This window comes from Exiguobacterium sp. s157 (genome assembly GCF_018618205.1).
Classification (GTDB): domain Bacteria; phylum Bacillota; class Bacilli; order Exiguobacteriales; family Exiguobacteriaceae; genus Exiguobacterium; species Exiguobacterium chiriqhucha.
On sequence record NZ_JACSLQ010000016.1, the window covers coordinates 1 to 13810 of the forward strand.

The following is a 13810-nucleotide window of genomic DNA, read 5'->3' on the forward strand; positions in this document are numbered from 1 at the left end:
GAAAGTAGTTGGGGGTCTCCCCCTGTGAGGATAGGACGTTGCCAGGCCAACGCGAAAGACGATCGAGCATCCGCTCGGTCGTCTTTTTTATAGATTTTATTTATAATTTTGCTTCCTTTGCGGTATATATAATCTATTCCCGAACATTAAGAACGGAAAGCAAATGGAACGAACACAATTCTGAACTTTCTGAACATCGTGAATTGAATTGCACTTTCGAGCTATACCTGTTACCATTACAGAAATATTTCGAAACAAAGATTCGGGTCCGATAGAGAAAGGGGCAATCGATTTTTATGTGGGAAAACAAGTTTGCAAAAGAAGGATTAACATTTGATGACGTCTTACTCGTACCGCGCTTTTCAAATGTCTTGCCAAGAGACGTGAATTTAAGCACTAAACTTTGCGAAGGTCTTGAGTTAAATGTTCCAGTCATCAGTGCTGGTATGGATACTGTCACAGAAGCACCGATGGCCATTGCGATGGCGCGTCAAGGCGGCTTAGGAGTCATTCATAAAAACATGTCGATGGAGATGCAGGCTGAACACGTCGATCGCGTTAAACGCTCAGAGAACGGCGTCATCACGAATCCGTTCTATTTGACGCCGGAGCGTCAAGTGTACGATGCAGAGTACTTGATGAGTAAATACCGTATCTCGGGAGTCCCGATCGTCAATTCAGAAACCGAGCGTAAATTAATCGGAATTTTGACAAACCGTGACCTTCGTTTCATTAAAGATTATTCGACGGTGATTGCAGATGTCATGACGACGGAAAACCTTGTTACGGCAAAAGTAGGGACGTCACTTGAAGAAGCTGAGCGCATCCTTCATCAACATCGAATTGAGAAATTGCCGCTCGTCGACGATTCAGGCGTGTTGAAAGGTCTCATTACGACAAAAGATATTGAGAAAGTCGAACAGTTCCCACATGCTGCAAAAGACAAACAAGGTCGTTTGCTCGTCGCAGCTGCCGTTGGTGTCACGAAAGATGCCGCATCACGTGCTCAAATTCTTGTTGATGCAGGTGTCGATGCATTAGTCGTTGATACGGCTCACGGACACTCAGCCGGTGTCATCGAGAAAGTGAAAGAACTTCGTGACATGTTCCCGACGCTTCCAATTATCGCTGGAAACGTGGCAACAGCTGAAGCGACACGAGCTTTGATTGAAGCCGGAGCATCGGTCATTAAAGTCGGGATTGGTCCAGGATCAATCTGTACGACACGTGTTGTCGCCGGTGTTGGTGTCCCACAAATCACAGCAGTATATGATTGTGTCACGGAAGCTAGAGAACACGGTGTCACAGTTATCGCTGATGGCGGAATCAAGTACTCTGGTGATATTGTGAAAGCTATCGCAGCTGGAGCTCATGCCGTTATGCTTGGTAGCCTTCTCGCAGGTGTGAAAGAGAGCCCAGGAGAGATGGAAATCTATCAAGGTCGTCAGTTCAAGACGTACCGTGGAATGGGTTCTGAGGCTTCGATGAAACGAGGCAGCCAAGATCGCTATTTCCAAGAGGCCGATAAAAAGTTCGTACCAGAAGGTATTGAAGGACGCGTCGCTTATCGTGGTGAACTAGCCGATACTGTCTATCAACTCATCGGTGGCCTTCGTTCTGGAATGGGTTATTGTGGGGCTGCCGATATCCGTGCACTACGTGAGGACACTCAGTTTATCCGCATGACTGGGGCTGGGTTGCAAGAAAGTCACCCTCACGATGTCCACATCACTAAAGAAGCTCCAAACTATTCACGCTAAACAACAAGCCGTTGTCTCTAAATTAGAGGCAACGGCTTTTCGCTATCATTTTTTTGACTTGGCCACGAGAATGACAGTACCACCATCGTCCTGTGCAGGTAAGCTGACGGTCACTTTCCCATCTCGTTTGACGACGTAATGACGTCCGCTATAGCGGTCGACGAGCGTCGTTTTATGCTTGAGTTTTGTCTGGAACGTGATCGTTCGTTTGGCTTCTGTCGTGTTCAAGGCCACGAGAACAGAGTCTTTGCCGTGCTTCCGTTCAAAGACAGAGTATCCAGTGGCAGAACCACCAGCAACGACGGCACGCGTTCCTTTACTAAATACTTTTGAATAGTCGGCACGAATATTGAGTAGCTTTTGGTAATGCGTATGCATCGCTTTACCTTCTCCTTTGACTCGTTTCCAGTCGAAGTCATAACGGTTTTCATTGAACTCGCCCTTATCCATATCCAACGCATGTTTTCCGGACTGTCCAACCTCTTCACCATAGTAGATGACAGGCTGTCCTTTCGCCGTCATTTGAAGCGAGGCGGCGACCATATGCTTCCCTTCATCGCCTCCAGCACGTGATACGAGGAAACCGTCCTCGTCATGGCTGCTGAGGAATTGACCGAGTGTCGCTTCATTCGAGAGTTGCGTGTTGCGATATTGAAGCGCACTCTCGACGTCATCAATATTTCCGTTGATGAACCGTTCGGCTTGATACTTGAAATCAAAGTCGAGAAGTGAGTCCATCTGGCCACTCTGTAAGTAACCACCCGTGTTGTTCACACTTGCCCCATAATGTTCGCCAATCATTTTGAAATCTGGTTTGAGGGCCGTCAATTCGTTTTTGAACGACTTCCATGTTGTAGAGTCGACGTGTTTGACCGTGTCGACGCGGAAGTAATCGATGGTGTTTCCTTTTTTCGTTTTCGAGCGTTTAATCCAATCCGTCTGCCATTTGACGAGTTGTTCACGGACGGCAGCCTCTTCGGTCTTAAAGTCCGGTAATCCGGAAAGAGACATCTTCAAGTCATCGCCATCGACCGGATTCGAACGAATCATGCCGTCGAACGCTTTGCGCTCTTGATCGGTTGGGAAGTTTGTGGCGCCCGTGTCTACAGCTCCTGGTTCCATCCCGTAGCCAGGGTGGTTCAAGACGACGTCGACCATAATCTTAATACCGCGAGCATTCGCTTCGTCAATCAGACGATGGAATGCTTTCATATCGCCGAGATGCTCATCGAGTTTTTCGAAGTTTTTCGCCCAGTATCCATGATAGCCATACTGTGATCCATCTTTACCATAGCGAAGATCCCAATCGATATTATCGACAATCGGTGTAATCCAAATCGTGTTGATGCCTAGTTTATCCAAGTAGTCGAGTTTCTTCGTCACACCGGCAAAGTCGCCGCCGTGATACGACTCAAGATGATCTTGGTCATAGTATTCACCGTTCGGGTTATTGTTCGTTTTATCCCCATCGTAGAATCGGTCGGTCAGCATGAAGTAAATCCGTGCCTCATCCCAATCGAACTCTTGCTTGTCCTTCATCGAGACCGGTCGGACCGTTAACGATGTTTTCGTTTTATGGACGTTACCGTATTGGTCAATCGCCGTAATCGTTAAGAATTTATTGCCCGGTTTGACGGTATCTTTGACTGCAATCGTCTGTTTGTTGAGGGCCGGGTCGACTTCTAGTTTAGCCGGTCCACCCAGAGGACGTGCATCGATGAACAGTTGACGCAGCTTGACGCCTTTCGGCAACGTCGGCTTCACCTGGACGACCGCGTTTTCTCGAGAACTGAGGGCTTTCGGTGCCACGCTTGCCGCCAGTTTAACGTTTGGACGACGATACTCGACGCTCGAAGCCTCGAAGTAAGGATCCTTCACTTCGGTCGTGACGCCATCTTTTGTGACAAGGAACGTATAATCATGTTTCCCTTCCGGTAATTTGACCGTATGGCGGAACCATTCATTTTTGGCTTCGTACGTCATCGGGTACGTCGTGCCATTGACTTTCAATGCGACACTGTCGATTTCATCGAGTTGTCCCGCTTCATACAACGCTTTGTCACGGTAGAAGAACGTGACGGCACCATCTTCAAACAAGGGTCCTTGAATCGTCGGTACTTGATGGAACGTCCCTTTGCCGCTCTCGACGACGACTTTCGTCACCCGGTCGCTTCCCAATTTGACATAGCGGTCTTCCCCGTAGCCATCTTTCACGGCCCAATCCGTGCCCTTGCGGATGACAAAGCCTACATTGGTCGCATCTTTTCCGACTGGGATTCGGAAGATGGCGCCATCTTCGGTGATTTTATACGGGTCAACTTGACCGTCTTTGGCACCCGTACTCCACGTCCATAAATTCCAGTCCGTGTAATCGTTGTCGGCCCGGACGTACAACATTTCGATGTAGCGTTGTGTTTTCCACGGATCGGCGATTTCAGTGATGGTTTTAAATGACGTCGTCAATGCCGGTAACGTCGTGTTCGACAGGTTGCCTTTCACGGCGTCCGCGGGAAGGGTCGCGGTATACGTTTGATTCAAACTTAGTGCTTCGGTCGGTGTGACAGTCACTGTTGATCCACTCGCTTCAGCCGTGAACGGTACAGCTGTCTCGCCATTCATCAAGCTGATGTTCGAAGCATCTAACGACACAGGTTCATTGAACGTCCATGTGATTGGGGATTTGATGTCCACTTGTTCCGATTGATTGGCCGGCGTGACCGCTGTCACTTCGAGTTGACTGACCGTCTCGACACCGCTCAACGTGAAGGCTGGGCTATATACCGATTGTGTCGACGGAGTCGCCGAAACATTCCAACTATCGGCGACTTTATTGGCCGCATTGCTTGGAATCGTGTCGAACGCACCGTGCTCGGTAGCGTTATTCCCGCTGAGTACCGTGAGGACCCGAACGGTATCATCATTGCTTAGACCAAGCAGGGACAATGGAATTTTGCCTTCAAAGCCTTTCGTGCGATCAATGGCAAACGAGGCGCCGTTTAAGTTGCTCAAGTTTGCGAGCGGCGTGGATTTTCCTGCTTCATACAGAGCGGCTTCTTTTACTGACGTGTCGCCATCGACGCGAAGTAAAATATGATACTGTGGTTTTTTATCAGTTTGGCTGAAGTTGAACGGATGGCCGAGCGGGTTTGTCGCTACGCCTGAATCTTGTTCATTGACTTGGAGGGCGATATTTATGTACTGACCATTGTCGCCCCAGTTCGGGACGTTGTTCGCATCCACATAAAAGTAAAGGTTACGCGCATCGTTCTGCAGATAGACGTCTCCTAAATCGAATCCTTGCCAACCCGCCTGTGGGGATGTGGCGAGCGCTGGCGTGTTCGCCCAATCCGTTTTTAAGCCATCAATCGAGATTGTCGCAGGCTCGGCCAATGCGTTCATCGGAACGCCGGCTTGGATGAGGAGAACGGATGATAAAAGTAACGTGGTCGTCTGTCGTGCCGTTTTCTTCTTCATAAAGCACCTCTTTCATGGAATGTGTCGTCTACAGGGCAACGAATTGTCAAAATTGTGCAAACGGTTTCAGGAATAGTTTAGCTGAATATGTAAGCGCTCACAATATTTTTTTTGAAAAATAATAAAAACGCCTATCGATTAGAGAGGCGTTTGGTTCACGAAGTGTCCTTTGACAATCAAACGTTCGGTCGCATCGAACGTGCATGTGACGAGTGTAATCGTCGGTTCTGTTGTCGGGTCAAGCACGTCGACCCGTGTCGGGGGAACGGTCTCAAGCGAAATGACCTCGTATTCGAACGTATGTGTCATGTCGGTCAAGTAGATGGACATGCCGACGTCGATGATGTGAAGCGGACCGAACAAGGCGGTCGAGCTTTGCGTGTAGTGGCCCGCGAGTGCATAATTTCCAGTTCCCATTCGTTGGTCCGGGTCCATCGTTCCAGCCCCGACAGCCAAGTTCTCATTGTCGAGCCCATATAAGATCGGGAGCTCGAGGTCGATTTCTGGAATCGAAATGAGGCCGACGGTCGGTAAATCATGAAATCGATTGCGCACGGTGAGAAGTTGTTCCCATGATAACGGCTCGACGTTTGAAAACTCAAATTCACCGGTTTCTGGCTGTCTCGGTTGAATTTCGGCGGTCACTTGTTGACTGTTCCATGCCGTGAGTTGGTCTTTCCACCACGATTCGGATAACAGGAGTGTACCAATTAACAAAAGGAGCCCACCGACGACGTAGCGTGACCGTTTCATCCATCTCTTCCTTTCTCAATGTTCCAACACGACATGAGCGCACTAACGGCAGCTGGTAACGTTTCTTCGGATAAGGCGGCAAATCCAAATAAAAACTGAGGAATCGCGTCGCTTGGTTCGATACGATAGTCTGTCATCGCGTTGATGCGGATATTCGAAGCCTCGGCCAATCGTTTCAATTCTTCACTCGTCTCGCTGGTATGAACAGACAGGACGACGTGAAGGCCGGCGCTCGCCCCCGTGACGGAGACAGTCGGTTCGTACGGTTTGAAGGCGGCGATAATGATTTCAAGTTTCCGGCGGTACGTCTTCCGCATCCGGTTCAAGTGTTTCTCAAAATCACCGGTCGCCATAAATTCGGCCAACGTATGTTGTTCGAAACGGGGGACACTACACGTGAAGTGACGATAACGTTCTCGATAGCGATTTAACAGCGGAGGGGGGAGTACCATATAACCGATTCGCAATGAAGGCATCAATGATTTAGAGAATGTGCTCAAATAGACGACTCGCTCGTTTTGATCCATGCTTTGCAAAGAGGGAATCGGTTTGCCGCTATAACGGAATTCACTATCGTAATCATCTTCAATCACATACGTCTGTCGCTCCGATGCCCAGTTGAGCAAGCGTTGACGTCGACTGACAGATAGAATGGTCCCGGTCGGAAATTGATGGGCCGGTGTGACATAGAGGGCATCAATGGATGCTTGCTCCACCAGGTCGACACGGACGCCGCTCTCATCGACAGGAATCGGGATGAACGTCCGCCGTTGATGGGCGAACAGTTGGCGGGTGAGCGGATACCCCGGATCCTCAATGCCGAACGTCGTAGTATCCGGCAACAGTTCTAACAATTGGGGCAACAGCTGCTCGGTTCCCGATCCGACAACGATTTGTTCGGGAGAACAATGCACACCGCGCGAATGGTAGAGATAGGTCGCAATCTCTTGACGAAGGACGAAATCGCCTTGTACAGAGCCAAGTGACAGCAAATCGTGATGTTCTTCCGAGACGACTTGTTTTAAGTGCCGGCGCCAACGTTCGAATGGGAAAGCGGTCGTGTCGATTTGACTCGGATACAAGTCGAACTCATATGTTTTTTTCACCGGGAGCGGTTCGATGACGCTACTGCCGCGCCGGACGTACAGTTCTTCTTGCGGTAACACGTAGAAGCCTTTGCGTGGCAACGACTCGATGTATCCTTCCGCGAGCAGCTGAGCGTAGGCCAGTTCAACGGTCGTTTGCGAGACGTCTAAAAACTCCCCTAGCTTTCGTTTGGACGGAAGTTTCGTCCCGGTGGTGAGGGTGTCATCAACGATGGCTTGTCGAATGTGCAAATAGAGTTGTTCATATAATGGGACGCTCGAGTCAGCCTCGAGCGAGAACGTGAGCATATCCATGATGTGTCCTTTCTGTGGTCAGCCAAAGAAAAAATAGAGCACGAATCCGATGACGAGGAGGAGCGAGACCATTCCCGTTTTTCCGAAAAAGCTGCGCTCCTGCGCGTCGTCACGACTGTTCCATTGATCCATTCCATCATCTCCTTTAATCTTTAAAACATTCGAGAATCGAGAAATGAAGTCCTTTGTTCGAACTGACCACTTTAAAAAATATAAAACTGGCACTTTCAATATAGTCAAATCAATTTATACTTGCAAGTAGACTAGCTTATTGGAGGGGATCCATTTGGAAAAGAGACAAGTAGGGACAGACAAAGTAAAACGTGGTATGGCCGAGATGCAAAAAGGTGGCGTCATTATGGACGTCATCAACGCGGAGCAAGCCAAAATTGCTGAAGCAGCAGGTGCAGTTGCCGTCATGGCACTCGAGCGCGTACCTTCAGATATTCGCAAAATGGGCGGCGTCGCTCGTATGGCCGACCCGACAATCATCGAAGACGTCATGGGTGCTGTATCGGTACCGGTCATGGCGAAGTGCCGGATCGGTCATATCGCTGAAGCACGTGTCCTTGAATCAATGGGGGTTGATTTCATTGACGAGAGTGAAGTATTGACGCCTGCTGACGAAGAGTTCCATCTCTACAAACGTGACTACAAAGCGCCGTTCGTCTGTGGCGCGCGTGACCTCGGTGAAGCATCACGCCGCATCGGGGAAGGTGCAGCGATGATCCGGACGAAAGGTGAGCCGGGAACCGGCAATATCGTCGAAGCGGTTCGTCACATGCGTACCGTTCAAGCTCAAGTGAAACGCTTGCTCTCGATGAGCATCGATGAAGTGATGACGGAAGCGCGTGACCTGGGTGCCCCGTTTGAAGTACTCATGCAAATCCGTGAAGCAGGGCGCCTCCCGGTCGTCAACTTCGCAGCAGGCGGAATTGCGACACCAGCTGATGCGGCACTCATGATGCACCTCGGAGCGGACGGCGTCTTTGTCGGATCAGGAATCTTTAAAGCGGAGAACCCTGAGAAATTTGCCCGTGCCATCGTTGAAGCGACGACATACCATGATGACTATGAGCGCATCGCACACTTGTCGAAAGGACTCGGCGAAGCGATGAAAGGGCTCGACGTCCGCACGCTCAAACAAGAAGAACTCATGGCACCGCGAGGTTGGTAAGATGACCACGATTGGTGTACTCGGAATGCAAGGTGCGATTCGCGAACACGTCCATATGCTCGAAGCACTTGGTGCGAATACGCTCGTCGTCCGCTCGGTCGATGACTTAAATCGAATCGATGGACTCGTCTTGCCGGGTGGGGAGAGCACAGCGATGCGTCGCTTACTCGATCGGTACGAGTTGCTCGAGCCGTTACGTGAGAATACAGAGTTGCCGATGTTTGGAACGTGCGCTGGTTTGATTTTGCTCGCGACCGAAGTCGAAGGATATGATGCGCACTTGCGTAAAATCCCGATGACGGTCAAACGAAATGCGTTCGGACGACAAGTTGATAGCTTTGAAGTCGATTTGACTGTCAATGGAATCGATGACGCTGTCGAAGCAGTGTTCATTCGAGCGCCGCAAGTCGCATCGGTCGAAGCGAGCGTCGAGGTGCTCGCCGAGGTCGAGGAAGCGATTGTCGCGGTTCGGTATGACAAGTATATGGCCTGCTCGTTCCACCCGGAATTGACGGACGACTTGTCGATGCACCGCTATTTCTTGGACATGGTTGAAGCGACGAAGCGACAACTCGCCTGATTGAAAGGCTCCCTAGCAAATAGGGAGCCTTTTTCATGTGTTTTTTTGCTACACTGTAACGAGATACGTATAGAAAGGGGCAAGACCGTGAGACAAAGATGGATCGGATGGATGCTCGTTTGGGCAATCCTTTTAAATATGATCGTGCCGACGGATGCATCGGCGGCACCTAAAGTTGATGCGACCGGCGCGATGCTCGTGGACATGACGACGGGACAAATCCTGTTCTCACAAGAAGAGGACGCGATGCTTCCTCCGGCATCAATCACTAAGCTGATGACCGCTTTTCTCGTCCGAGAAGCCATCGAAGCGGGTGACCTCAGTTGGAGCCAAGAAGTGACCCCGAGCGACAAGGCGTTGGCGCTGACCCGAAAACCAGGATTGGCTCGGATTCCGCTCGTCAATAAACCGTACACGGTGAAAGAGCTATACGACGTGGCGTTGATTCGTTCCGCGAACGAGGCAGCGGTCACATTGGCCGAGGCCGTCTCTGGTTCGGAAGGGGTATTCGTAAAGAAAATGAACGAACGGGCGACCGAACTTGGTATGACCCAAACGACGTTCGCCAATGCATCGGGACTTGACTCTGTGTCAGCGGGACGTCCAGGGGAGAATTTGACATCGGCCAATGATTTGATGATGCTAGCTTTGGCGTATTTGACGAAGTTCCCGGAAGTGCTCGATGTGACGAAACAAGCGTATGTTGATATCGACGGAGTCCGATTTGAAGCGACGAACCGGATGCTCGCTGGTCGTGATTTAGCCTATCCGGGTATGCTTGGCTTTAAAACGGGCACGACTGACGATGCCGGTTACTGCTTCATCGGCGTGTCGACGCGAGATGGACGTACCGTGCTATCGGTCGTTCTCGGAGCGAAGACCGATCAAGGGCGCTATACTGCTACAAAGGCGCTTCACGACTACGCCTATGGCGATTTTGTCTTGACCCCGATTTTACGGACTGGTGAAATCGTCCCGGCGACGCTCCATGTCGCTGAAGGTACAGTCGAGTCAGCAAAAGTGCGCACGACGTCAGCCTTTGAAGTACTCGTCGAAAAAGGACAGGATGTACCTGAACCGACTTACGATCTTCCGGATACGAAAGCCCCAATTGCGGCCGATCAACAGGTAGGGACCGTCACCATCGAGCCTTCCGGAAGCATCCGATATCTAGATGGTGAACTTCCACCTAAAGGAACGCTCGTCGCGGCCGAACCGGTCGAGATGGCATCGTTTTTGACACGTATGACGCATGCCTTCTCCGACTTTTTAGATGAGATTCGACTCGTGCTCGGAAAACTGAGTCTTGTCGATAGAGTTGAGATGTTGTAAAGTAAAACTAATTCAATGACAGATGCAATGATGGGGAAAAGTACGTTACGGTCATCTACTGACAGAGAGCTAGTGGTTGGTGCAAACTAGTGGGATGATGTAACCGAATCGGCCTCGGAGCATTGGCTTGGAAACAAGTCACGTTACGCACACGTTACGTGCATCGAGTGGCCCGATTTCGGGCAACGAGGGTGGCAACGCGGATCCAAGGTGGTTCGTCCCTTTCCTACGGGAAAGGGGCGTGCCACCTTTTTATGTGAAAAAAGGAGGAATAACGAATGTTAGACATTAAACGATTACGTTCAGATTTTGAAGAGATTAAAACGAAGCTAGCTCATCGCGGCGAGGATTTGAGTGCGCTTGACCGTTTCCCGGAGTTGGAAGAGAAACGCCGCAACTTGATCAATGAGGTTGAAGTGAAGAAAGCGAAACGAAATGAAGCGACGAAGCAAATTGCGGAATTAAAACGCAACAAACAAGATGCGGATGCACCGATTCTCGAGACACGTCGCCTCGGGGACGAAATCAAATTGCTCGATGAAGAGTTGCGTGAAGTCGAGGCCGAATTGAACTTGATTCTCCTCAGCATCCCGAACATCCCGCACGAATCAACGCCGATTGGAGAAACGGAAGATGATAACGTCACGATTCGCGAAGTCGGAACAAAACCGACGTTCGAATTCGAACTCAAACAGCATTGGGACGTCATGGAAGATTTGAAAATCGTCGATGTGGAACGAGCGGGTAAAGTGACAGGTAGCCGGTTTGTCTTTTATAAAGGTCTCGGCGCCCGTCTCGAACGTGCCCTCATCAACTTCATGATGGATATGCATGCCGATGAACATGGCTATTCTGAGGTGCTCCCTCCTTATATGGTCAACCGCGACGCGATGACCGGGACGGGACAACTTCCTAAATTTGAGGAAGACGCATTCAAAGTGGCGGATACGAACTATTTCCTCGTACCGACGGCAGAAGTTCCGGTGACGAACATGCACCGTGACGAGATCATCACGGAAGACCAACTTCCAATCACGTATACGGCGTATAGCGCTTGTTTCCGTTCAGAAGCGGGATCAGCCGGACGCGACACACGTGGGCTCATTCGTCAGCATCAGTTCAACAAAGTCGAGCTCGTCCGGTTCGTGAAACCTGAAGAGTCTTATGAACAACTCGAGCTCTTGACGGGCCACGCTGAAGAAGTGCTTAAGCGTCTCGGTCTTCCATATCAAGTGCTCAGCATGTGTACGGCCGATCTCGGCTTCACGGCTGCGAAGAAATATGACATCGAAGTGTGGATGCCGGCGCAAGGGATGTATCGTGAAATCTCATCTTGTTCGAACTTTGAAGACTTCCAAGCACGCCGGGCCGGAATCCGTTTCCGTCGCGAAGCGAACGCAAAACCGGAATTCGTCCACACGCTTAACGGTTCTGGCCTCGCAGTCGGACGGACCGTCGCTGCGATTTTAGAGAACTTCCAACAGGCAGACGGTTCAGTCGTCATTCCGGAAGTATTACGTCCATATATGGGCGGTATCGAGAAAATTGAAATGCCTCAGTAATGAACAAACCAGCCCGTCTGAAACGTATCGTTCAGGCGGGATTTTTTTTGGTTTTTTTTAATGTTTTTTCACAAAAGGGTTTGACATCTGTCTGCCAAGTTGGTACTATAAATCATGTCGAGCGAGATGTTTGCTCACCAATTGTATATGAGCTTTGGAGGTGTACCCAAGTGGTTTAAGGGAACGGTCTTGAAAACCGTCAGGGGTGTAATAGCCTGCGTGGGTTCGAATCCCACCACCTCCTCCATTTTTATTTCTGGAGGCTCAACAATTTCATACTTTTTTGGAGGTGTACCCAAGTGGTTTAAGGGAACGGTCTTGAAAACCGTCAGGGGTGTAATAGCCTGCGTGGGTTCGAATCCCACCACCTCCTCCACTTTCTTTTTTTTACACTTTTTTAAGCCTGGAGTTGTACCCAAGCCCGGCTGAAGGGGACGGACTCGAAATCCGTTAGGAGTCGTAAGGCTCGCGTGGGTTCGAATCCCACCAACTCCGCTTGTTTTGGCATCTGCATGGACAGATGCGTTTTTTTATGGTCGCAGACTCCGGTCTGCGGCTTTTTTTGTTTGTGTCAATCCGGCGCTAATCCGGTGACTAATCGGGAATCTTAATCATATAGACTGTGATGGCGCAAAGGAAAGGAGAGGAGCGTCATGGATTGGATTGACATATATATCGATGAGGTCGTGCGACACGTTCCACCGAAGCGGCGCGAGGAAGCCGCTGCCTCGGTTCGGCAATCGATTGAGGCGGCACTGCCCGACCAACCGTCTGAGGCAGACGTAAAACGGGTGTTAGCAGAGATTGGGCATCCGGCCGTCGTGGCCGCGCGTTATAAGGAAGGACAGTATGTCATCGGCCCACGTTTTTTCCCCGTGTATGTGACTGTCGTCAAGCTTGTCGTTCCCATCGTCTTAGCTGTCGTTTTCTTTGGGCTTGTATTTGCTAGCATGCCGACGTTCTCAGGGCCGCTTATGCCGACAGTCGGCACATTTTTGACGAACATGTTCGATGCGTTATGGGATGTCGGGATTCAGCTTGTGTTTTGGATTACGCTTGTCTTCTTTTTGATTGAGCGCTATGCACCCGATGATGTACCGGCGCCAGATATGAAATGGGATGTGTCCAAGCTGAAAGAACAGGTGAAGGGCGGTCGAATCAGTAAATTTGACGCAGAGTTCGGGTTGTTTTGGACAGCCGTGTGGTTTGGCGTGTATATTAATGCCGAACAGTTACTAGGGATTTATGAATCTACGAACGCGGGATTCAGGATGATCACTCCCATCTTCAATCAAACGTTCCTAATGGATGTGATTTGGTTTTTTGTGATCGTCATCTTGCTTCAAGTCGTGCTCGGGGTATGGAAATGGATGAAAGGACATTGGACGTATGCGCTCGCTTCGTTTAATTTGATCTACAATATTGCCTCGGCAACGTTCATCATCTGGATGGCCAGTTCCCCACAGTTACTCGATCCACGATTTTTGAACTGGCTGGAGACAAATGTCCCGAACGGGGTCAATTCGTTTGAATGGGTGTTCGGATTAATCGTCGCCATCACGATTTTGGCGGCCGTGTTCGATTCTGTCGATGGATTCCGAAAGGCTCGGAAGACGCCGACGTACCGGAAACCTCATATCGCCCACACATAAAAAGAAGGTGCACCGCTCAAGTGAGCAGTGAGCTAACCTAAATTTTTGAGACAATATAAAAACACCTTCGCAGTGGTACACTTTAAAAAAGTGCTAGCATCGGAGGTGTTTTTGCGTGGG

9 protein-coding genes, 3 tRNA genes and 1 other annotated feature are annotated in these 13810 nt (G+C 50.0%); of the genes, 9 read left to right on the forward strand and 3 right to left on the reverse strand.

Annotated elements, in window-relative coordinates; translation table 11 throughout:
* Positions 1–296 precede the first annotated feature (296 nt).
* Positions 297–1760 carry an IMP dehydrogenase gene (gene guaB, locus KNP67_RS15015; protein ID WP_021066750.1) on the forward strand — a complete coding sequence of 488 codons (1464 nt, stop codon included), beginning with the start codon at positions 297–299 and terminating at the stop codon, positions 1758–1760.
* Positions 1761–1805: 45 nt separating this feature from the next.
* Here guaB and KNP67_RS15020 read toward each other — a convergent pair whose 3' ends face one another.
* The 3 genes from KNP67_RS15020 to pdxR all read right to left on the reverse strand — a co-directional run bounded on the left by KNP67_RS15020 (position 1806) and on the right by pdxR (position 7387).
* The gene (locus tag KNP67_RS15020) at positions 1806–5234 is read right to left on the reverse strand and encodes an alpha-amylase family glycosyl hydrolase (protein ID WP_214756956.1); all 3429 of its coding nucleotides are present in this window, start codon (positions 5232–5234) and stop codon (positions 1806–1808) included.
* A 138-nt stretch (positions 5235–5372) separates the two neighbouring features.
* Positions 5373–5987, reverse strand: coding sequence for a class A sortase (locus KNP67_RS15025; protein WP_131473010.1), 615 nt, complete (start codon positions 5985–5987; stop codon positions 5373–5375).
* Positions 5984–7387 (reverse strand): MocR-like pyridoxine biosynthesis transcription factor PdxR, encoded by a 1404-nt coding sequence (gene pdxR / locus KNP67_RS15030; protein ID WP_131473011.1) that lies wholly within the window; start codon positions 7385–7387, stop codon positions 5984–5986. The genes KNP67_RS15025 and pdxR overlap by 4 nt, the downstream gene beginning before the upstream one ends.
* A gap of 286 nt (positions 7388–7673) precedes the next feature.
* Here pdxR and pdxS point away from each other — a divergent pair, with 286 nt between their 5' ends.
* The 8 genes from pdxS to KNP67_RS15070 all read left to right on the forward strand — a co-directional run bounded on the left by pdxS (position 7674) and on the right by KNP67_RS15070 (position 13690).
* Positions 7674–8564 (forward strand): pyridoxal 5'-phosphate synthase lyase subunit PdxS, encoded by an 891-nt coding sequence (gene pdxS, locus KNP67_RS15035; protein WP_021066746.1) that lies wholly within the window; start codon positions 7674–7676, stop codon positions 8562–8564.
* Between the two features lies 1 nt (position 8565).
* On the forward strand, positions 8566–9144 hold the full coding sequence (gene pdxT, locus KNP67_RS15040; RefSeq protein WP_131473012.1) for a pyridoxal 5'-phosphate synthase glutaminase subunit PdxT: 579 nt from the start codon (positions 8566–8568) through the stop codon (positions 9142–9144).
* An 87-nt stretch (positions 9145–9231) separates the two neighbouring features.
* Positions 9232–10476: a D-alanyl-D-alanine carboxypeptidase family protein gene (locus KNP67_RS15045; RefSeq protein WP_353048294.1), complete on the forward strand. Its 1245-nt coding sequence runs from the start codon at positions 9232–9234 to the stop codon at positions 10474–10476.
* Positions 10477–10494: 18 nt separating this feature from the next.
* Positions 10495–10702: a binding site (T-box leader), on the forward strand.
* Positions 10703–10754: 52 nt separating this feature from the next.
* The gene (gene serS, locus KNP67_RS15050; protein ID WP_029596449.1) at positions 10755–12038 is read left to right on the forward strand and encodes a serine--tRNA ligase; all 1284 of its coding nucleotides are present in this window, start codon (positions 10755–10757) and stop codon (positions 12036–12038) included.
* Positions 12039–12194: 156 nt separating this feature from the next.
* Positions 12195–12285: transfer RNA gene (locus KNP67_RS15055), tRNA-Ser, on the forward strand.
* 38 nt (positions 12286–12323) lie between these two features.
* Positions 12324–12414: transfer RNA gene (locus tag KNP67_RS15060), tRNA-Ser, on the forward strand.
* Between the two features lie 29 nt (positions 12415–12443).
* Positions 12444–12533, forward strand: a tRNA-Ser gene (locus KNP67_RS15065).
* 158 nt (positions 12534–12691) lie between these two features.
* A complete protein-coding gene (locus KNP67_RS15070) occupies positions 12692–13690 on the forward strand; it encodes a hypothetical protein (RefSeq protein ID WP_214756958.1) in 999 nt (332 codons plus the stop codon).
* The last annotated feature ends 120 nt before the right edge of the window (positions 13691–13810 follow it).

Excerpts from the sequence above, each read along its gene's own strand:
- guaB (WP_021066750.1), top strand. The coding sequence starts at position 297 with ATGTGGGAAAACAAGTTTGCAAAAGAAGGATTAACATTTGATGACGTC.
- KNP67_RS15020 (WP_214756956.1), bottom strand. The coding sequence starts at position 5,234 with ATGAAGAAGAAAACGGCACGACAGACGACCACGTTACTTTTATCATCC.
- KNP67_RS15025 (WP_131473010.1), bottom strand. The coding sequence starts at position 5,987 with ATGAAACGGTCACGCTACGTCGTCGGTGGGCTCCTTTTGTTAATTGGT.
- pdxR (WP_131473011.1), bottom strand. The coding sequence starts at position 7,387 with ATGGATATGCTCACGTTCTCGCTCGAGGCTGACTCGAGCGTCCCATTA.
- pdxT (WP_131473012.1), top strand. The coding sequence starts at position 8,566 with ATGACCACGATTGGTGTACTCGGAATGCAAGGTGCGATTCGCGAACAC.
- serS (WP_029596449.1), top strand. The coding sequence starts at position 10,755 with ATGTTAGACATTAAACGATTACGTTCAGATTTTGAAGAGATTAAAACG.
- KNP67_RS15070 (WP_214756958.1), top strand. The coding sequence starts at position 12,692 with ATGGATTGGATTGACATATATATCGATGAGGTCGTGCGACACGTTCCA.